The sequence below is a fragment of the Pseudomonas lini genome, assembly GCF_964063345.1.
GTDB classification, from domain to species: Bacteria; Pseudomonadota; Gammaproteobacteria; order Pseudomonadales; family Pseudomonadaceae; genus Aquipseudomonas; species Aquipseudomonas lini_B.
On the sequence record NZ_OZ061318.1, the window covers coordinates 1148231 to 1170645 of the forward strand.

Consider the following 22415-nt stretch of genomic DNA (forward strand, 5'->3'; position numbering starts at 1 on the left):
CTACCCGGCGGGTAATGCGAGGTCGATACTCGACTCCAACAACAAGGCAGCCCGCCTTGAATTTCTGGAGATCGACATGACCACTCAACACCTCAGCGGTAAAGTAGCTCTGATTCAAGGCGGTTCACGCGGCATCGGTGCTGCCATCGTCAAACGCCTGGCTGCCGAAGGCGCTACCGTCGCCTTCACTTACGTCAGCTCCACCGCCAAAGCAGAAGAGTTGCAAAACAGCATCACCGGCGCTGGCGGCAAAGCCCTGGCCATCAAGGCCGACAGCGCCGATGCCGTCGCGATTCGCAATGCCGTTAATGCCACCGTCGAAGCCTTCGGTCGCCTGGACATCCTGGTCAACAACGCAGGCGTTCTGGCCGTCGCTCCGCTGGAAGACTTCAAACTCGAAGACTTCGACCAGACCTTGGCCATCAACGTACGCAGTGTGTTCATCGCCACTCAGGAAGCGGCCAGACATATGACCGAAGGCGGTCGCATCATCAACATCGGCAGCACCAATGCCGAGCGCATGCCCTTCGCCGGTGGTGGCCCGTACGCCATGAGCAAATCGGCGCTGGTCGGCCTGACCAAAGGCCTGGCCCGCGACCTCGGCCCACGGGGTATCACCATAAACAACGTGCAACCGGGCCCGGTCGACACTGACATGAACCCCGCCAGCGGCGACTTCGCTGAAAGCCTGATCCCGCTGATGGCCGTGGGTCGTTACGGCAAAGTGGAAGAAATCGCCAGCTTCGTCGCCTATCTTGTCGGCCCTGAAGCCGGCTATATCACGGGTGCCAGCCTGACCATCGACGGTGGTTTCGGCGCCTGATACAGGTCACTTGTGCGGGCTTATGTGGCGAGGGGGCTTGCCCCCGTTGGGTCGCGAAGCAACCCCAATATCTGGATTCTGTTTGTATTTCACAAACCGAATGTTCAGGTTTTGGGACTGCTGCGCAGTCCAACGGGGGCAAGCCCCCTCGCCACATAAGCGCACTCCCGCATTTACCGGTGTTAAGCCCACTCGAGTGCCGGCAGGCCACAGGCACCGGGCTTGAACGCCTTCAACGTACGAAGAATGCCATCGGCATGTGCGTACTTTTCATCGGCCATCGCCGCATCCGGGATCGCAATCGCCGTCATCCCCGCTGCTTTCGCCGCGGTGACGCCGAACGGTGAATCCTCGAACACCAGACAATCCTCAGGCGCGACACCCAGGCGCCGTGCTGCCGTCAGGAAGATATCCGGCGCTGGTTTGGCCGCGCCCACTTCCGGGTCATCAGCGGTGACGATGAAGTCGAACAGCGCGAACCAGTCGCGGTGCAAGGTGGTTTTCTGGCCGAACGACTGACGTGAAGAACTGGTGCCCACCGCAATAGGAATGTTGTTGGCCTTCAAGTGCCGAACCAGCTCCTCTGCGCCAGGCATCGCCAGCGCCGTCGGAAAACGCTCGCGCATCAAGGGTTCGCGGATCACCAGGAATTCTTCGGCGGTGATTGGCAGGTCCAGCGCCTCGACCACATAGCGTGCCAGATCACCCGCGCCACGACCGATGATGTTCTGTTTGACGCTCCAGTCGAAGGTCCGGCCATAACGCTCGGCTATGATGGACGTGACCTCGGTGTAAATGCCCTCGGTGTCCAGCAACAAGCCGTCCATGTCGAAAATCACGGCCTTGATCGGGCCGAACTCATCCAAGGGTGCATTCATCGCATCTGATCCGTTTTCTCATGACATCCCAGGAGCGGCTAAGGCACGACCGGGTCGGTGGTGAATTAAAGGTTTCAGCAGCATAGCGAGCGCGGTTGGCAGAGAGCAACGGGCAATGCCTGGGGGATACAAAAAACTGTGTCTCGGCGCCCGCGATGATTTAGCGATTTCCCCTACACCAAACACCTCCTTTCCCGACTTCTTTCCTTGTTGATCCCCCGCAAAGTCTTGCGCTCCAGATTAATCAGCGCGAGGGACTGCGAATGTTCGAACCTGACAAGGTCCTGGCCTTGAACAATGCCATCGGCCTGCTGGTGGTCGCCGCCATGAACCCCGATCAGCCGGACGTCGAAGCGTTGCTCGGTGATTTTCGACTCTGCCTCAACGACTACGACGCCTGGGCAGAACACTTCTGGACCGGTGGGGCGCTGAATGTCGAGCAAGTGTTCAAGGTCGGCAACGAAGTTCGGCTCAGCGCACCGAAGGATTCAACCACCCCTGTCAGTTCGACGCTCGCCATGTGTCCCGCCAGCGGTCCGTTGACCCTGGTGCACCTGTTTGAGGCCGCGCGCTTCGTGCCGATCGGCAATACGCCGGTGACGCTCGAACCGGTTATCTCGCAGCGCAATGGTGAACTGACGTTCGGTGAGCCCGTCCACGAAACCATTGGCCCCAGCGGCATCCTCGAAATCCCCGAATGCTGGCGCGGCCAGCGTTATCGCATCACCTTCTTTCCCAATGTTTCGGCTGAGCACGTCAAAGCACTCTATGCCTCCTATCAGGACGTGATCGGCGAGCTGGAAGACTGGTTGCGTAACGAATGGACGAGCGAATTCGAGCCCTTGTGGGCAGGTTTTTCCGAGGCAGGGTTCACCCAGCGCTACGGCATGCTGCAACAGGCAGACTGGCGCGGTTTCGAGCGTTCGCTGCACGGTTTGTGGGATGACGTGAAGCAGCTCTACGCCCTGCTGGCAGACCTGCAAACCAACAGCGAAAAACTCCTGGAGTACCTGACCCAAGGCGAGCTTGAGACGCTGCTGAACGCCTCGGCTGAAGCCATCGCCAATGTGTTGCTGATGTTGAGCGATGAGCCGTTGATGTTCATCCATCTCGCGGCCTTTACCAGTTGGCTGAGGATGTTGCCGCCGCAGTACATTGCCGAAGTCGTGGCGCAAATTCGTACAGAACTGTTGATCAGTTTCCTGCTGGTACGCCTCACCGGCCCTACGGGCCTGAAGCTCGGCATGAGCGCCAAAGTATTGGACAAGATCAAGTCCCGGCAGGCTCGGCAGTGGTTGGCGGGGGCCAGTTTGCGGCTGGTCGAACTGACGGCCAGATCTGATCTGACAGCCCACGCTGGTGCGCTCAAACCACTCGTGGTCAGCGCGCGCAATGCACCACTGAAACCTGCACCGACGGTTCCGCTGCAGATCAGCGCTGGCGACTCACCGGTTGTGCGGGTGAACAATCCGGTGGCAATCGCTCGCGACAAGTCCAACGCCATGACCCGGCTGGGGCGATACGAACCTCACGACGATGCATCGAGTCAGGCGAAAAATCCCAACGGCGACAGTGCCGATTGCGCGGCACTGACCTGCACCAACGGCTGTCCGGTATCGATGGTCACCGGCGAAGAACTGCTGACCCTGACCGACGGTGCGCTGGATGGGCTACTGCCGTTTGCCTTTACCCGGTTGTACCGCACCAGCGCGGCGGAGATCGATTGCGGGCTGGGCTGGGGCTGGAGCCATTCGCTGACGCAGCGGTTGGAGCTGGGCGACGAACAGGTCGTCTGGATCGACCATGAAAACCGCCGCACTACGTTTCCGCTGCCGAACGTCGAGCGCCCCGTGATCCACAACAGCCTGTCGCGGGCGGCGATTTACCTCGGAGGCGAACCGGAGGAGTTGATTCTCGCGCTAGCGGGCGAGACGAGCCGGTTCTACCACTTTCGAGGGGGTCGCTTAACGGCGATCAGTGACGCCCACAACAACCGCCTCCACATCACCCGCGACCGTCAGAATCGCATTCAACGTCTCGATAACGGCGCGGGTCGTTCGCTGCTGTTGTGCTACGAGCGCAGGCACCTCGTCGCCGTCGAATACCAGTCGTTTCAACGCACCGATGACATGAATGAAGCCTGGCGTACAGAGCAGACGCTGGTTTTCTATCGCTACGACGCCCGCCAACGCTTGATCGAAGCGACCAACGCCGCCGGGGAAAGCGAGCGTTACGACTACGACGACCGGCACGTGATTCTGCAGCGGCAACTGGCCGGTGGCGCGAGTTTCTTCTGGGAGTGGGAACGCTCTGGCAAGGCGGCGCGCTGCGTCCGGCATTGGGCGTCGTTTGCGCAGATGGATGCGCGCTATGTCTGGGATGACCAAGGCAGTGTCACCGTCCTGAACATCGACGGCAGCCAAGAGGTTTACGCCCACGATGACCGGGCGCGGCTGGTGCGCAAGGTCGAGCTGGATGGTGGCGAACACCTCAAGGCCTATGACGATCAGGGTCGGCTGATTGCAGAGCAGGATCCGCTCGGGGCCGTCACCGAATACCGCTACGACAAAGTCGGAAGATTGGTGGCGCTGATTCCGCCGGAAGACGAGCCAACATCCTACGAATATCGCAATGGTTTCCTGCATGCGCGCTATCGCGGCAAAGCAGTGTGGAAATATCAGCGCAATGCTCAGGGGGATGTCACCGAAGCCATCGATCCGGATGGCCAGGTCACTCACTATCACTACGACGCTCAGGGGCGTTTGCTGTCGATCCGCGCCCCGGACACCAGCCGGCATGTGTTCGTCTGGAATGCCTTGGGGCAGTTGCTTGAGGAAACGCTGCCGGATGGCGGCCAGCGACGCTTTTCCTACGACGCGCTAGGCCGGCAGACGACCCGTCAGGACGAACACGGTGCGCTCACCCAGTACCAATGGGGCGCCGTCGGCCGACTGGTTCAGACGACGCTGCCTACCGGAGCCAACCGCGGGTTCAGCTACAACGCCTACGGCAAGATCACCGCCGAACGCGATGAGCTGGGCCGCGTCACTCGCTATGAATACGCCGACGATTTGCACCTGGTCAGCCGCCGGATCAATCCCGATGGCACGCAACTGCGTTATCGCTATGAAAACACGCAGTTACGACTCACGGAAATCGAAAACGAATCCGGTGAAAAGTATCGCCTGGACTACACGCCCAACGGCCTGATCCGACAGGAAACCGGCTTCGACGGCCGTCGCACCGCTTATAGCTACGACCTCAACGGTCACCTGCTGGAGAAAAACGAGTTCGGCGACGACGGGTCGCAGCTGATCACGGCTTATGAGCGGGACTCGGCCGGACGGTTGCTAACCAAAACCCTGCCCGACGGCATCAAGGTCAAGTACCGCTACGACCGCCTCGGCCGACTGATCAGTGTCGACGACGGCCACGACCATCCGCTGGAATTCGAATACGACGCCCAGGACAGGCTGATCACCGAGCACCAAAGTTGGGGCACCTTGCGTTACCGCTACGACGCGTGCGGCCGACTCAACCACCTGCGCCTGCCGGACAACAGCAAACTCGATTATCACCACGCCAAGGGCGGCGCGCTAACGGCCATTGACCTCAACGGCACACGCCTCACCACCCACCAGTTTGCCTTCGGTCGCGAACAAAACCGCCAACAAGGTCTGCTGCTCAGCGAATATGCCTACGACGACCAAGGTCGGCTGAAAGCCCATGCCGTCAGCCAACACCAACATCCGCTGTACCGTCGCGACTATGCCTACAGCGCCAACGGCAATCTCGGACACATCGCCGACACCCGTCACGGCCAGCGCAGCTACCAGTACGACTCGCTCGACCGCCTGACCCGCGTCCGCCATTCCCGTGACCAATCGCCGGAAAGCTTCGCCCACGACCCGGCGGGCAACCTGTTGATGCAGGATCGCCCCGGCGTTGCGAAGGTGCTGGGTAATCGCCTGCTGATGCAAGGCGATCGACATTACGACTACGACGCCTTCGGCAACCTGATTCGCGAACGCCGCGGCACCGCGCAAAAACTCGTCACCGAATACCGTTACGACTGCCAACACCGGTTGATCGGCGTCACTACTGCAGACGGCCGTTGTTCAAATTACCGCTACGACGCCTTCGGCCGCCGTATCAGCAAATACGTCGATGGCAAAACCACCGAGTTCTTCTGGCAAGGCGATCACCTCGTCGCCGAACACAGCCAAGATCACCATCGAAGCTACATCTACGAACCCGGCACCTTCCGTCCACTGGCGATGCTCGACGGCAAAGGCCCACGCCAAGCCTGCCCGTTCTACTACCAACTCGACCACCTCGGCACACCGCAAGAACTCACCGACTACAGCGGTGACATCATCTGGGCCGCCCGATACACCGCCTATGGCCGCCTCACCCGCCTCAACCGCGACACCCACCAGGTCCTCGATCAGCCATTGCGCTTTCAAGGGCAGTATTTCGATGCGGAAACCGGCCTGCACTACAACCGGCATCGCTACTACAATCCGGATGTCGGGCGGTACCTGACGCCGGATCCGAGCAAGTTGGCGGGTGGGTTAAACGGCTATCAGTACACGCGCAATCCGGTGGGTTGGGTTGATCCGTTGGGGTTGAGTGATTGTCCTGGAGGGGATGGGTGTAAGAAGCCGTCGTTTGGGGATGAGGATCCGGCGGGTAAGGTGGGGGTTGATGAGGGGGAGCCCGGCCCCCCAAATCCAAAACAAGAGAACTATTATTTATACCGTGGTGACGACCGAGAACCATGGGAAATTTTTGAGGCAGGATTTGAACCCTTGGGAGACAGTACAGATCTGTTTTTGCATGCATCAGATAATAGAAGCCCTCCCAGTTACTTTGTCAGCACTACGACAAACGAAAAAGAGGCAAAAAAGTTTGCCACAGGGTACGGTCTTACCGACGGCTATATATATGTGCTGAAAAACATTCGCGGCATCGATGTAAATAAAGAATTGGGCATGATGTCACCACATCGGCGTGAGGCTGAGATAGCGTTCCCAGGAGGAATAAAAAATCACGACATCGTAGGCGTCACCCCCGTCTACGATGATGGTAGCTATAAGGGCTACTCAATACCCAACCCTTTCAGGAAGTAACTATGAAAACAATAGACATTTTAATAAACATTCATGGGGTCATAGAAAGGGCCACAATCGAATGCGACAGAAAAAAACCGACACTCACATTCACGATGCAAAGTGGTTTAAAAAAAGTTTATACAGCCTATGACCTTTACGTATGCTTTGGCATGTTAAGAGCCGACTATCCTGAGATAAAATTTCTGTGCAAAGGAGCCAAATTAAATGTTCATCCTTCACGAATGTCGTCCCAAATGTCTAGCGGCTTAGTCGCATACGAACTTAAACTTGGAAAACCTAGCGAAGAAGAGGACATAGTACGAATTTTCGACTACGAAGACCAAAATATTACTAGCAACATTGAAGAGCAAAAAACCTTCTATAAAAACTGGATCGAGTCATTAATTATTACAACGCAAAAAAAATCTGAAGATAATACTCAATAGAACAACCAACAACATAGAATCATGAACGCACGCAACACGCTCATCGAGCAATGCGTCAAGCATCAGTGACGCCTGTGAAAAAAAGTACCAAAGCCCAGACGCTGGGCTCAGTTGTACAGTAAACACTCTGACTTAACCGCCAGAACTACCGGTTTTACCTCCACTTCCTACTCCACTACCGTTCTCATCAATTTCAAAATCATCTGATTCTCCAGACCCACTTCCAGAACCACTCCCCATCGAACTTCCATCGCTCATCGACCCACTTCCCTTCCCCGGGCTGGTGCTACTTCCATTGGCATCGCCGCCATTCCCACCACCAATGGTGTCCGGTGGCGGCGTCTTCCCATCCGAGGAACCTGCATTCATTTCCGAATAAGGTGGCATTCCGCCCTTGTCGACCGGCGCATCGCGGCCGGAGGATTGAGCTAACGCCGTCAATGAACTGATCGACAATAAGCCGACCACTGTCAGGGTCGTCAGTTTTGACCTGATCATGGCGCACCTCCTTTAAAGAGTGCTTTACCTGATGTCTGACAGCGGTCGCTTTTTAAAAGATGCCGCGCAATCGACGAGCGGCGATGGATCGCTGCGCAGGCTTCAGCTCGGTTCTCCCGATAGATCGTCGCCGGCAATGTCCGGGTCATCGGGATTGGCTTCCACATCCCCGCGCGTCACATCATCGGTATCGGTGGGCACCTGCTCCACGCCGGTGTCGTCATCGTCGGGCGGGCGCTGATCGCGACTCAGGGAGTCGGTGGGTGAAGGCAGCGGATATTCGGGGGTATCGTCGTCGATATCAGAGTCTTTTGGATCAGCGTTCATAACGCACCTCTCAATGGACCTGAAAAGCAGATCCTGACATTTCGAGGACAACACGATAGGCGCGGTTCGATCAGAGGGACGATCGGTCGGCCCGCAAATCCTTGTCACTCGTCATCTTCCTCGTCGTATTCGTCGTACTCGCAATTGCCCACATCGCCTGCGTCATCGGCATCGTTGAGCGGCACCGTAGCGTCGTCCATTAGAGACCCCGGATCTTCGTTGCCAGGATCGTTGATCGGACCTTCATCTTCCATGCCTTCGGTTTCCGGAGTCATGACATGCCTCAAAACGTTCAGGGGTGTATGAAGTTCGAGGCGTCCTACGGGCAAACGTTCCAGAGTCCTACTAACAGAAACGAAAAACCCGGCACTGGGCCGGGTTTCTACTGTCACTCGATATCGAGTTAGCGATGCTTGTACTTATTTTTATGCTTGTGTTTGTGTTTGCCGCCACCGGAATGCGAGCTGCCGCTGTCATTACCCAGGTTGCTGCCCACCGCGCCACCGGCTGCACCGCCCACACCAGCACCAATGGTCGAACCGGTGGAGCCGCCCAAACTATTGCCGATCACTGAGCCGCCCGCAGCGCCAATACCGCCGCCAACGGCCGCTTCTGTTCGACTGCCCTTGCGCGCACCGACCGCGCTGCCTGCCGCACCGCCGACGCCAGCGCCAACCGCTGCTCCCGTGCTGCCGCCTAGTTGACCGCCGACCACGTTACCCAACGCGCCGCCAAGACCACCGCCCACAGCAGCAGTGCCGTCACCGGCAGCCATTGCACCCTGAGCGACCAAAAGTCCTAAAACCACCGTGGACAATGTCAAACGCATGATATGAACCTCTAATTTCCGCATCGGGGGAAGAACGAGCCGCGGATAGGCCTAAGCCTGGCATCTGCGTCTATTGAACAGTAACGCAAATGCCGACTGTACGAGATTTGAGCCACATACAGGAGAAACGTTCCAAAACGAAAAAGCCCGGCATCGAGCCGGGCTTTTTCAGCGGATCATTCAGGATCAGTGGCGCTTTTTGGACAGATTGCTGCCCACACCGCCGCCCAATGCACCGCCTAGACCAGCACCGATGGTGGAACCTGTCTTGCCGCCCAGGCTATTGCCGATCACCGAACCGCCCGCCGCACCGACACCGCCACCGATAGCCGCTTTGGTGCGGCTGCCTTTGCGTGCGGCAACAGCACTGCCGGCTGCGCCCGCTACGCCAGCACCAATCGCTGCACCTGTGCTGCCGCCCATTTTCTGACCGACCACATTACCCAGTGCGCCACCCAGACCACCACCGAGCGCGGCAGTGCCATCACCGGCAGCCATTGCACCTTGTGCAACCAAAAGGCCCAGAACCAGAGCAGGCAGTGTCAAACGCATAACGAGAACCTCAACAAAGGGGGGGAAACCGAAAGGCCGGAGATTGAATGCTTTAGAGGAGGCAAAGTCCAGACACAAACACGGAACAACCTCGTCATTGGCGACGGTTGGACAGCATTTATGGAAAAGGTTTTATGACAGGCAAAAAAAAGCCCGCTGGGGAGACGGGCCAGGGTACTACTTTCTAACGGATGAGCTGAGATTACGTAGGCTGGTGTGAAAAGTTTGTGAAAAAACCTACACCACTGTAGGACATTTCTCTGCATTGCCATCAAGCCATGCTTTTACCCTTCAAAAACAAGAAACCCCGCTCAATGGCGGGGCTCGTACGAGTCACTGTTTACTTCCTGGAAGGCGCGCCCAGCTTGGGCATGAATTTCGACTTCGGCCCTCGAGTTCGAGGCACTGTAGATTTGATTTTGTTGATTTTGATACGGTCTTCACCGAAGCTCGGCACATAGTCCGTCTGACCACACTGCACGCAATTATTGATTGGAAACTCCGCCCCGTCGTCTTCGATATACGGCTCAGTCATATCTTCGCTCCTCTCAACGGGTCGATACCGGCAAGCCCTATTTGCCTGAAAAATATCGACCACCCAGGATTTTGAGACTAGTCGGTCATTCCCGGACTTGTGATTCAGATTGTTACGTACCGACGAATGGCCGCGCTTGCTTCCTACAAAATCAGATGGCGAATAAACACACGCGCACGCCATTGGCACGGGTGCCCTAAAGATTTTTTGACGCCAACTTACCTCAGTTTGACCGCCGTCCCGGTCACAAACACCACCACCATTCCACCCTTGCCGGCCGGCATGCTGATCTCATAATCGAGCCCTACCACTGCATCCGCCTGAAGCGCCCGCGCCCGCTCCTTGATCTCGTCGGTCGCCTGAATCCGCGCATCCTTCAATGCCCGTTCCAACGTTTGAGAGCGCCCACCGAAAAAATCCCGCATGCCAGCGAACAGATCGCGGATCACGTTAACGCCCTGCACCGACTCGGCGCTGACGATGTCCAGGTAAGCAGTGATTTGCCGACCTTCGATGGTGTGGGTTGTAGTGGTGATCATGAAATGTCCTTGTTCAAGCTGTCGTCGACAGGGTTAAACGACGGGAAAAACGGCGCGAGAATTGAGTATAGAGATCGATTAGCGCCGAGGGGTTTGGCAGTCTAACAGGGGGGCGGAACTCACCTGAAATGGGGTTTTGAGGACGGTTTGAAAAGGTCGTACCGAAAAGGAGTCAAGTCCTACATATCGTTCGGAAGCAACGCGCCGTTCGTGCATTGCTCTGGTTTGGAATGCACGCCTATAGTCTGGATGTCGCCCAAATGGCGGCTCGGGTTTGGCGACTCGATGACGAAAGTGCAGAAGCCTTCAGGTTAATTTGCGGAGCGCTTCTGCGCGCAATAAGCTGCTCCATGGTAGCTGTGCGCGGGAGACCTTTGGGTCTGCCGGTTTTCCTTTTGTCCCGGTTCGCCAACCTGCGTACAGCCGCCACCTATTCGTTTGGCGACGAATGAGTGGTGGTTCTCCCTAATTCATCTGGAGCATCACTCATGCAGCAATACATGGCCCTCACCAGCAACGCCGACGACCAACCCACGCTGTTTGTCGACACCACAAAACCTCTGCATATACTGCTCGACGCAGCTGGCTATCGAATCCGCGCCGTTACTCAAGTCCTGGAAAACCTCGCAATGCGCGGTGATATTGCCAGCGACTCGGTGATTCTTAGCGACTTCGCGTTGCTTTGCGCTATTCCACTGCAGGATGGGTGTGATGTGCTGGATGTAATTGGGCGGAGGCTGGATAAAATGCCGGATTGATAAATAAGAAATGGGCGACCAGACAGTCACCCATTTTGTTGCGTGCCAACAAACCCGAAAATAATTCGGTAACCGCCAAACAGTGCAAAGAAAAACTATGAGGCACAAAAGATGAACAAGCATATCGGATCTGACTTCGATGACTTCCTTGGCGCGCAAGGTCTTGCCGAAGAGGTTTCCGCTGCAGCTCTCAAGCGCGTCATTTCCTGGCAAATTGCTGAGGCTACGAAGCTGAACCCTTGCCGAGCAGATGCATACAAGCCGCACCGCAGTGGATTGGGCACTCGATCAAAATGACTCAAGCATGACATTGGCCCCTGCCCTCCCTCAGAAAACCAAGCCCTAATCTCGAGTCCTGTAGGGATTAGAGAAGCTTGATCAACGCCGCAGTAATAGTTGCCACCGTCACGATCAGACCAGTCGCAACGCCTACCGGATACCAAAAAATTTCACAGGTCATCTTGCCAGCTTCGGCGTTCAGCTTGCGCTGTTCAGCCATCAGCTTGACGATTTCTACGTGAACCTTTTTCAGCTCGGCCTGTTTAATAGTGAATTCCTGCATAACGTGTGCGCGCCCGTTACAGATAATGGGGCGCTTCTTGTCAGCTGCCCTTTGAGTCATTTTGCACCCTGAAGGCGCAAAACCAATACTCCTCACAGTGCGACTCATATGAGGTGCCAAAACCGATAAAAGCCCCCAACCATCTGGCTTTCCAGCATTGCTTCCCACACGTCAATCAATCTTCCTACATCAATTTCGGAAGCGCCTTCGCTGAAGTCGCCATGCATGAAATCCAGACACCAGAAACCACAAAACCCCTGACTTCTCTCGAAATCAGGGGTTTTGTGTATATCGAATTTGGCGGTGAAGGAGAGATTCGAACTCTCGATACAATTTCTTGTATACACACTTTCCAGGCGTGCTCCTTAAGCCACTCGGACACTTCACCGTATCTCGTCAAACATGTTCTGTCTGTCGAGGCGCGCTAATGTAGTCGAAAGCTTTTCTGATGGCAAACTTTTTTTGCAGAATTTTCATGCGGTTAGCGATTTAGTCGTTCCGGTGGGGGCCGTGCCATGGCAAACCCGCCAATCTCCGGCTTCGCGCCCTCTTCTATATAGAGGGGAATGCACGGCTGGCGTGGCCGGCAATGCTTGCCGGGCGGGGAAAGGGTGACCGAGTGGTCAGTCACGGCGCTTTACCTGGCCTACGACGGTGGGTAACGTCTGCCCTACTTTATTAGAAGGATTGGCGTCATGAGTGAGTTGATTTCCTACCATCTCGAAGACGGTATCGCGACCCTGACCTTGAGCAATGGCAAGGTCAATGCCATCTCGCCGGATGTGATTGTTGCGTTTAACGCTGCGCTGGATCGGGCGGTGGCGGATCGGGCAGTAGTGATCATTACCAGTCAACCGGGCATTTTTTCGGGTGGTTATGACTTGAAGGTGATGACGGCCGGCCCTAACGAAGCCAGAGCACTCGTAGCTGCCGGTTCGACACTGGCTCGTCGTCTGCTGTCGCACCCGTTCCCGGTGGTCGTGGCGTGTCCTGGGCATGCGGTGGCCAAGGGTGCGTTTATTCTGTTGTCGGCTGACTACCGCATTGGTGTCGATGGCCCGTTCAGCATTGGTCTGAACGAAGTGCAGATCGGTATGACCATGCACCACGCCGGTATCGAGCTGGCGCGTGATCGTCTGCGCAAGTCGGCGTTTCATCGTGCGGTGATCAATGCCGAGATGTTCAATCCGCAGAGTGCTGTGGATGCCGGTTTCCTTGATTTGGTGGTGTCGGCCGAAGAGCTGCAAGGCGCAGCGCTGGCGGCGGCCCGTCAGTTGAAGAAGCTCAACATGATCGCCCACAAGAACACCAAGTTGAAAGTGCGCAAGGCGCTGCTGGAGACGCTGGACAACGCGATCATCCTGGATCAGGAGCATATGGGTTAAGCCCGAACGCGTTGCACCGAAAAGCCCGACCGTCGTGTCGGGCTTTTTCATGTGTGTCTGGTTTAAAAGCTTACAACCGCTCTAGTCCGCATCTGACCCATAAGTCGGAAACATGCGCTCAAACATCGGCTATCTCCCACTTCTATAGCGGCAATTGCCGAAAACAGTGCACATCCGTACACTGCGCCACCTTTTGTCCCGGTGGGCCCTTTAAATGCTGTTTGTGTTTCGTATGTTATTGATGGGCTTGCACTTTATTCTGGCCGGCGTGCTCGGAGTGATCCTCGGTCTATGCCGGCCGTTTAATCCGGACAACAGCCGTTTATGCGCACGTCTGTATGCGTGGCCGGCGATGTGCATTTTGCGTTTGCGGGTGAAGACTGACGTCGGGCCGTTGATGGCTAAGCCTGACAGCTGCGTGATCATCGCCAACCACCAGTCCAACTACGATCTGTTTGTGTTCGGCAACGTGGTGCCCCGCCGCACCGTGTGCATCGGCAAGAAGAGCCTTAAGTGGGTGCCGCTGTTCGGGCAGTTGTTCTGGCTGGCCGGCAATGTATTGATTGACCGTGGCAATGCGCACAAGGCACGCCAGTCGATGCTGACCACTACTCGCACCTTGCAACATGAAGACACCTCGATCTGGGTCTTCCCGGAAGGTACGCGCAACCTCGGCGAAGAGTTGCTGCCGTTCAAGAAAGGCGCGTTCCAGATGGCGATTGCCGCGGGCGTGCCAATCGTGCCGGTGTGTGTCAGCAGTTACGTCAAACACATGCGATTGAACCGCTGGCGCAGTGGGAAGATTCTGATCCGTTCGCTGCCGGCGATTCCTACGGCTGGATTGAGTCTGGATGACATGCCGATGCTGATCGCCCAGTGCCGCGAGCAGATGCGCGAGTGTATCGACTCGATGGATCGGCAACTGCAAGCCGCCTGAAAGAAACCCGCCCTGTGCGGGTTTTCTTTTACCTGCGAACTCTACAGATTTTGCTGACTCTCAAGCAGCAGACAAGGTTAAGCTGAATCCTGCCTGGCACCGCCAGTCTTTACAGAAAGCGGCTAACAAGAAGTGAATCACCATCATGGGTAGAGTCGTTGCTGCTGCGGTTTACAGCGCCGGTAAAAAAGTCACCAATATCACCCTCGACGAAGGCGCTGCCTGGGCTGCCAAGCCTGGCCACTTTGTGTGGATTGGCCTCGAAGAGCCGAACGCCCAGGAGCTGTTCAACCTGCAACGCCAGTTCAACCTGCACGAACTGGCCATCGAAGACGCCCTGGAAAAACACAGCCGACCGAAGCTGGAAACGTTCGGCGACGCACTGTTTATCGTCACGTATTCGCCAATCCGCAATGAAGGCAAACTGGAGTTCATCGAGACTCATATCTTCGCCGGCAAGGGTTACATCATTACCGCACGCAATGGTCATTCGGCGTCCTACGCGTACGTCCGACAGCGTTGTGAGGCGCGGCCGCTGTTGTTGGAGCATGGGGAAGATTTCGTACTTTATGCCATCCTCGACTTCGTGATTGAAAACTACCAGCCGATGGGCGAAGCGATCCACGCCGAGATCGATGAGCTGGAACAAAACGTTATGTGCGGTTCCCTGAACGAGCGCGACATTCAGAAACTCCACAGTCTGCGGCGTGATGTATTGCGCTTGCGCCGGTTTGCGGCGCCAATGGTGGAAATCGGCGAGGAACTGCAGAAACTGAGCTTTCCGTTCATCGACAAGAACATGCGCCCGTATTTCCGCGATGTGCAGATTCATGTCACGCGGCAGATGGAAGACCTGACGACTCTCGCGGACATTGCCAGCCAGACCATCGAAATCGGGGTGTTGCTGGAGGCGTCACGGCAGAGTGTGGTGCAGCGTAAATTTGCGGCATGGGCGGCGATTCTTGCCTTCCCGACGGCGGTGGCGGGGATTTACGGGATGAACTTCGAGGACATGCCAGAGTTGACCTGGCATTACGGGTATTTCGCGGTGTTGGGTTTCATCACCGTTGGGTGTGTTGGTTTGTGGGCGAGTTTCAAGCGGTCGGGGTGGTTGTAGTCAGGACCGAGTCGTCTGCGAAATTCGCGGGCAATAGCCTGTAGCGGTCCAGTTTTTTTAGACCAATCTGTAGAAGTATTAGGCCGCCAGCTGCTCAAAGAGCGCTGGCGGCAGGTCGTTCGAGGCAGTGTGGCAACGGCGATGGTTGTAGTGCGAGATAAAATCCATCACATCCTTCTCCGCCTCGAAATGATTCTGGTAGCCGCCCTGCGGCATCCATTCGTGTTTCAGCGTTCTGAAATAACGCTCTACCACCGCATTGTCCCAGCAGTTGCCACGGCGGCTCATGCTCTGGACGATCCTGCTTTCTGCCAAGCATGCAACAAAACGGTCAGCGGTGTACTGACAGCCCTGGTCTGAGTGAAATAGCAGCTCAGGCATCGGTCGACGCAGCGCTACCGCCAGCCTTAGCGCCTTGATAGACAGCTCGGTGTCTGCGGTCCTTGAGCACGCCCACCCGACGATCCTGCGTGAAAACAGATCCATCACCACCGCCAGATACAACCAACTGTCTTTCACTTTGATGTAGGTGATATCGCCTGCCCAGAGCGTATTTGGCTGGATTGGATTAAAGCGACGATCAAGTATGTTCGGCGCAGTCACCGCAGGCTTGGTAGCACGGCGATAGTGGGCATAACGTGGCCGGCGCCTTGGCAGACCGAGGGTCTTGATCAAAGTGCCCATTCGATAGCGCCCGATGAAAATGCCCGACTTTCTTAACTCTTTGGATAGCCCGCGAGCGCCGAGCGCCTCACGATGCTCTTTATGTAGCGCACGAATTTGAAGCTCCAAGGGGCGCTGGGCTAGGCGGCGCTGCTCAGGTTTGCGCTTAACGTAATAGCTACTGCGGGCAAAACCGAGCACCGAGCAAATGCGTCGAACCGACATTCCCCCTCTAGCGCCATCAATCACTTGGTTCGACCGAACAGAACCTTTAGATGAGAGGGCAATTGCTTTTTTAGCACTTGGTTCTCGGCCTCGAGCAACGCCAGTTTCGCCTGCAACGACTCGATCATTTCCTGATCTTGTGGCCGAGTTGGCTGCAACATTCCCGCCTGCTCCCGGCGCCAACTCAGAACCCAACGACGTAGGGCTGTGGGTCCAACCTTGGTTAGCTCACAGGCTTTAGGGATGGAGTAATTCATTTCCACAACCAAGCGAATGGCTTCCGCTTTTTCCTCGGCCTTAACAACCCGATATCCCATGATGCTTCCTTAGGTCGAGACTCCTACATCATGGTCCAAAAACAGTGAGCCACAATAGCCTCGCTCCTACAAGAACACCGAAACACCTGTAGGAGCGAGGCTTGCCCGCGAAGCTTTTATGGCTTAACCGACTCACCCTCAGGCTTGTGCGCCACAAACCGCATCATCCACTCTGCGACGGTAGTGCCGTGATGCTCGTGTTCAAGACTCGCCATACCTTTCGAATAAATCTGCTCGCCCAGCGCTTCCTGACGGATATCCAGCAACGCCCGTGAGTAATCGTGAATGAACTCCGGATGCCCCTGGAAGCACAGCACTTGATCGTTGATGTGGTACGCGGCGAACGGGCAGAAATCGCTCGAGGCGATGACCGTAGCGTTTTCCGGCAGCGCGGTGACCTGATCCTGGTGGCTGATCAGCAGCGTCAGCTCTTCCCTCAGCGGGCTCATCCACGGCGCTTTGGCCGCGAGTTTGTACTTGTGGGTGCCGACGCCCCAACCCTGGGTCGCCCGCTCGCTCTTGCCACCCAACAACAGCGCCAGCAGTTGATGGCCGAAGCACACGCCCAGCAGTTTGTCGCCCCGCTCGTAACGGCTCAGCAGATACGTCTTGAGGGTTTGAATCCACGGGTCGGTGCCGAAGGAATCGGCCTTGCTGCCGGTGACCAGATACGCATCGAAGGTCAGGTCATCGCTGGGGTAATCGCCCTGCATCACGTTGTACATGGTGAACTCGGCAGCGATGGGCTGCTGCGAAAACAGACGCTGGAACATCTGCCCGTAACCCTGATATTGATCGACCAGTTCCGGACGCAGGATGTCGGTTTCCAGAATGCAGATGCGTAACGACATAAAAAATACCTGACACATGATGGGAATAATGCACACCCCAGAGCCTGCCTTGAAACACAGTGGCAAGGCAAGCCCCGGAGCGCGTCATCGGTCCCTTGGAGCTCCCCTTAGAACAGCGCGTTTTTGGCGGCTTTCTCCAGCAACAGCGCAGGCGGTGTGAAGCGCTCACCGTACTGCTCGGCCAAGTACTGAGCGCGCGCGACGAAGTCTTTCACGCCGTACTGATTGATGAACTGCAGCGCACCGCCGGTCCAGGCCGCGAAGCCGATGCCGAAGATCGAACCGACGTTGGCATCCGCCGTCGAGGTCAGCACGCCCTCCTCCATACAGCGCACGGTTTCGATGGCTTGTACAAACAGCAGTCGATCGCGTATGTCCTTCGGCGAAATCTGCCCATCGGCTTTCTCGAAACGGGCTTTCAGCTCAGGCCACAAATGCTTCTGCCCTGTGGCCGGGTAATCGTAGAAACCACCTCCAGCGGCCTTGCCCGGACGCTTGTATTCCTTGAGCAGCAAGTCAATCACGGCGAACGCCGGGTGCTCAATCAGGGTTTTCCCTTCCGCTCGCAGGTCTTTGGCGGTTTGCTCGCGGATATGGCTCATGAGGCTGAGGGAAACTTCGTCGGAGATTGCCAGAGGCCCGACAGGCATGCCGGCCTTGCGCGCTTCGGTCTCGATCATCGGCGCGCTCACACCTTCGCCGAGCATGGCGATGCCTTCGTTAGTGAAGGTGCCGAACACCCGCGAGGTAAAGAAACCGCGACTGTCGTTGACCACAATCGGCGTTTTCTTGATTTGCAGGACGAAATCGAACCCGCGAGCCAGGGTTTCGTCGCTGGTATGGACGCCCTTGATGATTTCCACCAGTGGCATTTTTTCCACGGGACTGAAGAAATGCAGGCCGATGAATTTTGTCTGGTCCGGCACTGCCGTGGCCAAGCCGCTGATCGGCAAGGTCGAGGTGTTGGAGGCGATGACCGCATCCGGGCCGACGACTGTTTGCGCAGCCGATGAGACCTTGGCCTTCAGTTCGCGATCCTCAAACACCGCTTCAATAATCAGATCGCAACCCGCCAGGTCCGCATCGTTTTTGGTGGCATGGATTCGCGCCAGAATATCTTCGCGCTGCTCCCGGGTTAACTGACCACGCGCAACTTTCTTGTCCAGCACCGCCGCCGAGTGAGCCTTGCCCTTCTCTGCCGCAGCGAGGTTGATGTCTTTGAGCACCACGTCGATGCCGGCCGATGCGCTGACAAACGCGATGCCCGCGCCCATCATCCCGGCACCGAGCACGCCGACTTTCTTAGTCACATAAGGCGCTATGCCTTGGGGCCGCGAGCCGCCGGCATTGATCTCATTGAGCTGAAACCAGAACGTGCCAATGAGGTTTTTCGACACTTGGCCAGTGGTCAGCTCGGTGAAGTAGCGGGTTTCGATCAGGTGCGCCGTATCGAAATCCACTTGAGCGCCTTCCACCGCAGCGCAGAGGATTTTCTCCGGTGCGGGCAGACAGCCTTGGGTTTTGCTGCGCAGAATCGATGGCGTGATAGCAAGCATCGGCGCGAGTTTCGGATCCGACGGCGTGCCGCCAGGAATTTGATAACCCTTCACGTCCCAGCGCTGCACAGCGACTGGGTGAGCGACAATCCATGCCCGCGCCTTGGCCATCATCTCATCGCGATCGGCGGCCAACTCGTCGATCAACCGCGCCTGCAACGCCTGTTGCGGCCGGATCTTCTTGCCTTCAAGCAGATACGGCAGAGCTTTTTCGATGCCCAACATGCGGACCATACGCACTACCCCGCCGCCGCCCGGCAACAGGCCAAGAGTGACTTCCGGCAGGCCCAGCAGCACCGACGGATTGTCCAGCGCCACACGGTGATGACACGCCAGGCAGATTTCCCAACCGCCACCGAGCGCCGCGCCGTTAATGGCGGCGACCACCGGTTTGCCGAGGGTTTCCAGGGTGCGCAGTTGGCCCTTGAGTGTCAGCACCATGTCGTAAAAGGCTTTGGCTTCGGGTTTGCCGACCTTGATCAGTTCATTGAGGTCGCCGCCGGCGAAGAAGGTCTTCTTGGCCGAGGTAATGATGACGCCGGCAATGGCGTCCTTTTCGGCGACCAGTCGGGCGACGCAGGTGGCCATGGCGTCGCGGTAGACCGCGTTCATGGTGTTGGCACTCTGGCCCGGCATGTCGATGGTCAGGACGACGATCTGGTCCTGACCCTTTTCGTAACGAATGGCTTCGCTCATAAAAATATTCCTTGAAGTCGGGGCTCAGAGGCGTTCGATGATGGTGGCAATGCCCATGCCGCCGCCGACACACAATGTCGCCAGGCCATAGCGCAGGCGCCGGGTTTCCAGTTCATCGAGCAGCGTGCCGAGAATCGCGCAGCCGGTGGCGCCGAGCGGGTGGCCCATGGCGATGGAGCCGCCGTTGACGTTGACCTTGTCGGGGTCGATGGCCATGTCCTTGATGAACTTGAGCACGACCGAGGCGAACGCTTCATTGACTTCGAACAGGTCGATGTCTTCGACCCGCAGCCCTGCCTTGGCCAGTGCCTTGCGAGTGGCCGGCGCCGGGCCGGTGAGCATGATGGTCGGGTCGGTGCTGGTGACCGCCGTGGCGACGATTCGCGCCCGTGGCTGCAAGCCCAGCGCCCGGCCCTTGGATTCGGAGCCGATCAGCATCAGCGCCGCGCCATCGACGATCCCGGAACTGTTGCCCGGCGTATGCACGTGGTTGATCCGCTCGATCTGGCTGTAAACCCGCAATGCCGTGGCGTCGAAGCCCATTTGCCCGATCATTTCGAAACTTGGCTTGAGCTTGCCCAGGCCTTCCATCGTCGATTCGGCGCGGATGAACTCATCGTGATCGAGCAGGATGATGCCGTTCTGGTCCTGCACCGGCACCAGCGACTTGTTGAATGAACCGTTCGCCCGTGCCCGCGCCGCCTTCTGTTGGGAGTGCAACGCGAAGGCATCGACGTCCTGACGGCTGAAGCCTTCAATCGTGGCGATCAGGTCGGCCCCCACGCCCTGGGGCGTGAAGTGGTTGTGCAAATTGGTTTCCGGGTCCAGCGCCCAGGCCCCGCCATCGCTGCCCATGGGCACGCGGGACATCGACTCGACGCCACCGACCACCACCAGGTCTTCGAAACCGGAACGCACTTTGATCGCACCGAGATTCACCGCTTCCAGCCCCGACGCGCAGAAGCGATTGAGTTGCATCCCGGCCACGCTGACGTCCCAATCGGCCACCTGCGTGGCGGTCTTGGCGATGTCGGAACCCTGATCGCCAATGGGCGTCACACAGCCGAGTACCACATCATCGACCTGACTGGTATCCAGCGACGTGCGCTGCTGCAGCGCCGTCAGCAGCCCGGCCACCAGATTCACTGGCTTGACGCTGTGCAAGGCGCCATTGGCCTTGCCTTTGCCACGGGGCGTGCGTAACGCGTCGAATATCAAAGCTTGGGTCATGACGTCCTCGAACCTGACGGTGAATGAAGATCAAAAAATCAAACGATCGCAGCCTTCGGCGGCTTCTACAGGAGACCGTGTGCCCCTGATCTTTATGCCCTCACCTTATGCCGAGCAGCCGTGGATTCAATGACCACAGTGCTCATTGGCGTTGACGGTCACGCTCAGACGAACGGTAGTCTGCTATCGGATAAACCGATTCAAGTCACCAAGCTGTCTAGCCAACGGGCGCCCAAGAAGCTGGCCATAAGCCTCATGCTTTTTTAAAAGCGATGAGTGCTCAATACATACGAAATGGATCTAAGCCAATCGTGACGCGGGCCCTAAGGTAAACCTGTACGAAGTTGTCGTCGGGTTTTGCCGAGGCACTCGTCCTACAAGGAAGTGCAGAGCTCTGCCGTCATGGAGATAGGCAGACAAGCATCAGGAAATAACAAAAAAGGCGGTCAAGCCATGTTCAAGCATTCGAAAGTTCGTCAAGCCGGGCTCATTCTATTCGCCACCACGCTGTTGTTGATTTTGCCGAACCTGACCAAGGTGATTGGCTGATCGAGCATCAGGGTTTTCATTTCGCCTGATAAAAATATGATTGGCTCGCTACCCGGGTCAGCGTGGCTGTGCCAACCTTTGCGGCACTACCACGACATGGACGGCGATCATTTGAAAACGCTCATTCTGTTTGGGGCCTTGCTGCTCAGCATGCCTCTATCTGCCGCACAGCTGAATCTGGAGCTGGGCGCGAGTTCTCACACCTGGCAGACCGAGCAATTGCTCAAGCATCCCCAGGTTCAGACCATCACGATCACTAACGACGTTTCCTACAAACGGGACATGAGCTATCGCGCCGTGCCGTTAGCGGCGTTGTTGACGGGCATCAAGCCTGACGATCATCTGCAAGCCGTTGCCCTGGACGGTTTCGCCGCCGAACTGGCTGCCGCGCCGTTGCTCAATACCCAAGGGGCACAGGCTTGGCTAGCGATTGAAGACCCGGCCAAGCCGTGGCCGCCGTTGTCAGAGGGCAAGCACAGTGCAGGGCCGTTTTATCTGGTCTGGACCGATCCGCAGGCAGGCAATATCAGCCCCGAGCAATGGCCGTTCGAAGTCGCCAGCATCAAGCGCATGGCCCCGGTGGCCGAGCGCTTCCCTGCCCTATTGCCCGATCCTGCGCTGAAGACGGACGACCCGGTGAACAAGGGCTTTGCGCTATTTCAGAAGAACTGCCTGGCCTGTCATCGATTGAATGGCGCGGGAGATGCGCAGTTCGGGCCGGACCTGAATATTCCGTTCAACCCGACCGAGTATTTCGGCGCGGATTTCCTCAAGCGCTATATTCGTGATCCGCAGAGCTTGCGCCAGTGGCCGCAGGCGAAGATGCCGGCGTTCGCGACGACGGTGTTGCCGGAGGGGGATCTGGAGTTGTTGGTGGGATATTTGAAGCATATGGCGGGACGCAAGATTAAGCCGTAATGACCACCCCCCTCCCTGTGGGAGCGGGCTTGCCCGCGATAGCGTTATTCCAAACATAAATGCAGTGACTGGAAGACCGCCATCGCGGGCAAGCCCGCTCTCACAGGGAT

At 57.2% G+C, this 22415-nt stretch carries 22 protein-coding genes, 1 tRNA gene and 1 pseudogene; 9 read left to right on the top strand and 15 right to left on the bottom strand.

The window, feature by feature from the left end; all coding sequences use genetic code 11:
* Nucleotides 1-76 precede the first annotated feature (76 nt).
* A complete protein-coding gene (locus AB3226_RS05245) occupies nt 77-823 on the top strand; it encodes a 3-oxoacyl-ACP reductase family protein (RefSeq protein WP_367372289.1) in 747 nt (248 codons plus the stop codon).
* 182 nt (nt 824-1005) lie between these two features.
* Here the strand turns inward: AB3226_RS05245 and AB3226_RS05250 are convergent, their stop codons facing one another.
* Nucleotides 1006-1701: an HAD-IA family hydrolase gene (locus AB3226_RS05250; protein ID WP_253551712.1), complete on the bottom strand. Its 696-nt coding sequence runs from the start codon at nt 1699-1701 to the stop codon at nt 1006-1008.
* A gap of 263 nt (nt 1702-1964) precedes the next feature.
* Between AB3226_RS05250 and AB3226_RS05255 the strand changes: the two genes are divergently transcribed.
* Together AB3226_RS05255 and AB3226_RS05260 are read left to right on the top strand one after the other, a co-directional pair.
* Nucleotides 1965-6833 carry an RHS repeat-associated core domain-containing protein gene (locus AB3226_RS05255; protein WP_367372290.1) on the top strand — a complete coding sequence of 1623 codons (4869 nt, stop codon included), beginning with the start codon at nt 1965-1967 and terminating at the stop codon, nt 6831-6833.
* A gap of 2 nt (nt 6834-6835) precedes the next feature.
* Nucleotides 6836-7261, top strand: coding sequence for a hypothetical protein (locus AB3226_RS05260; RefSeq protein ID WP_367372291.1), 426 nt, complete (start codon nt 6836-6838; stop codon nt 7259-7261).
* 132 nt (nt 7262-7393) lie between these two features.
* On the opposite strand, the gene AB3226_RS05265 is transcribed toward AB3226_RS05260, so the two are convergent.
* The 7 genes from AB3226_RS05265 to AB3226_RS05295 all read right to left on the bottom strand — a co-directional run bounded on the left by AB3226_RS05265 (nt 7394) and on the right by AB3226_RS05295 (nt 10541).
* On the bottom strand, nt 7394-7759 hold the full coding sequence (locus tag AB3226_RS05265) for a hypothetical protein (RefSeq protein ID WP_367372292.1): 366 nt from the start codon (nt 7757-7759) through the stop codon (nt 7394-7396).
* Between the two features lie 102 nt (nt 7760-7861).
* Nucleotides 7862-8086: a hypothetical protein gene (locus AB3226_RS05270; RefSeq protein ID WP_367372293.1), complete on the bottom strand. Its 225-nt coding sequence runs from the start codon at nt 8084-8086 to the stop codon at nt 7862-7864.
* A 104-nt stretch (nt 8087-8190) separates the two neighbouring features.
* Entirely contained in the window at nt 8191-8361 is a 171-nt protein-coding gene (locus tag AB3226_RS05275) for a hypothetical protein (protein WP_007902135.1), read from the bottom strand.
* Nucleotides 8362-8489: 128 nt separating this feature from the next.
* Nucleotides 8490-8915: a glycine zipper domain-containing protein gene (locus AB3226_RS05280; RefSeq protein ID WP_030127952.1), complete on the bottom strand. Its 426-nt coding sequence runs from the start codon at nt 8913-8915 to the stop codon at nt 8490-8492.
* Nucleotides 8916-9101: 186 nt separating this feature from the next.
* Nucleotides 9102-9467, bottom strand: coding sequence for a glycine zipper domain-containing protein (locus AB3226_RS05285; protein WP_038979874.1), 366 nt, complete (start codon nt 9465-9467; stop codon nt 9102-9104).
* Between the two features lie 340 nt (nt 9468-9807).
* Nucleotides 9808-10002: a hypothetical protein gene (locus AB3226_RS05290; protein ID WP_008072999.1), complete on the bottom strand. Its 195-nt coding sequence runs from the start codon at nt 10000-10002 to the stop codon at nt 9808-9810.
* A gap of 218 nt (nt 10003-10220) precedes the next feature.
* Nucleotides 10221-10541 carry a YbjQ family protein gene (locus tag AB3226_RS05295; protein ID WP_007902143.1) on the bottom strand — a complete coding sequence of 107 codons (321 nt, stop codon included), beginning with the start codon at nt 10539-10541 and terminating at the stop codon, nt 10221-10223.
* Nucleotides 10542-11029: 488 nt separating this feature from the next.
* On the opposite strand from AB3226_RS05295, the gene AB3226_RS05300 reads away from it, so the two are divergent.
* Both AB3226_RS05300 and AB3226_RS05305 read left to right on the top strand, forming a co-directional pair.
* On the top strand, nt 11030-11299 hold the full coding sequence (locus AB3226_RS05300; protein WP_367372294.1) for a short-chain dehydrogenase: 270 nt from the start codon (nt 11030-11032) through the stop codon (nt 11297-11299).
* A gap of 111 nt (nt 11300-11410) precedes the next feature.
* A pseudogene (locus AB3226_RS05305) lies at nt 11411-11615 on the top strand (Fis family transcriptional regulator); the annotation flags it as partial.
* A gap of 48 nt (nt 11616-11663) precedes the next feature.
* Here the strand turns inward: AB3226_RS05305 and AB3226_RS05310 are convergent.
* Nucleotides 11664-11861, bottom strand: a complete 198-nt coding sequence (locus AB3226_RS05310; RefSeq protein ID WP_367375755.1) for a hypothetical protein — start codon at nt 11859-11861, stop codon at nt 11664-11666.
* A gap of 298 nt (nt 11862-12159) precedes the next feature.
* Nucleotides 12160-12249 (bottom strand) — tRNA-Ser (locus AB3226_RS05315).
* Between the two features lie 307 nt (nt 12250-12556).
* Here AB3226_RS05315 and AB3226_RS05320 point away from each other — a divergent pair.
* The 3 genes from AB3226_RS05320 to AB3226_RS05330 all read left to right on the top strand — a co-directional run bounded on the left by AB3226_RS05320 (nt 12557) and on the right by AB3226_RS05330 (nt 15300).
* The gene (locus AB3226_RS05320) at nt 12557-13246 is read left to right on the top strand and encodes a crotonase/enoyl-CoA hydratase family protein (protein WP_258620980.1); all 690 of its coding nucleotides are present in this window, start codon (nt 12557-12559) and stop codon (nt 13244-13246) included.
* A 214-nt stretch (nt 13247-13460) separates the two neighbouring features.
* Nucleotides 13461-14183 (top strand): lysophospholipid acyltransferase family protein, encoded by a 723-nt coding sequence (locus AB3226_RS05325; RefSeq protein ID WP_367372295.1) that lies wholly within the window; start codon nt 13461-13463, stop codon nt 14181-14183.
* A 145-nt stretch (nt 14184-14328) separates the two neighbouring features.
* Complete coding sequence (locus AB3226_RS05330) at nt 14329-15300, top strand: magnesium and cobalt transport protein CorA (RefSeq protein ID WP_367372296.1); 972 nt, start codon at nt 14329-14331, stop codon at nt 15298-15300.
* A 78-nt stretch (nt 15301-15378) separates the two neighbouring features.
* On the opposite strand, the gene AB3226_RS05335 is transcribed toward AB3226_RS05330, so the two are convergent.
* The 5 genes from AB3226_RS05335 to AB3226_RS05355 form a co-directional block, all read right to left on the bottom strand.
* The gene (locus tag AB3226_RS05335) at nt 15379-16188 is read right to left on the bottom strand and encodes an IS3 family transposase (protein WP_367372297.1); all 810 of its coding nucleotides are present in this window, start codon (nt 16186-16188) and stop codon (nt 15379-15381) included.
* Between the two features lie 20 nt (nt 16189-16208).
* Nucleotides 16209-16505, bottom strand: a complete 297-nt coding sequence (locus AB3226_RS05340) for a transposase (RefSeq protein WP_367372298.1) — start codon at nt 16503-16505, stop codon at nt 16209-16211.
* Nucleotides 16506-16621: 116 nt separating this feature from the next.
* Nucleotides 16622-17356, bottom strand: coding sequence for an amidotransferase (locus AB3226_RS05345; RefSeq protein WP_367372299.1), 735 nt, complete (start codon nt 17354-17356; stop codon nt 16622-16624).
* Nucleotides 17357-17463: 107 nt separating this feature from the next.
* Nucleotides 17464-19608, bottom strand: a complete 2145-nt coding sequence (locus AB3226_RS05350; protein WP_367372300.1) for a 3-hydroxyacyl-CoA dehydrogenase NAD-binding domain-containing protein — start codon at nt 19606-19608, stop codon at nt 17464-17466.
* 24 nt (nt 19609-19632) lie between these two features.
* Nucleotides 19633-20838 carry an acetyl-CoA C-acetyltransferase gene (locus AB3226_RS05355; protein ID WP_367372301.1) on the bottom strand — a complete coding sequence of 402 codons (1206 nt, stop codon included), beginning with the start codon at nt 20836-20838 and terminating at the stop codon, nt 19633-19635.
* Nucleotides 20839-21483: 645 nt separating this feature from the next.
* Between AB3226_RS05355 and AB3226_RS05360 the strand changes: the two genes are divergently transcribed.
* A complete protein-coding gene (locus tag AB3226_RS05360) occupies nt 21484-22305 on the top strand; it encodes a cytochrome c (protein WP_367375756.1) in 822 nt (273 codons plus the stop codon).
* Nucleotides 22306-22415 lie beyond the last annotated feature (110 nt).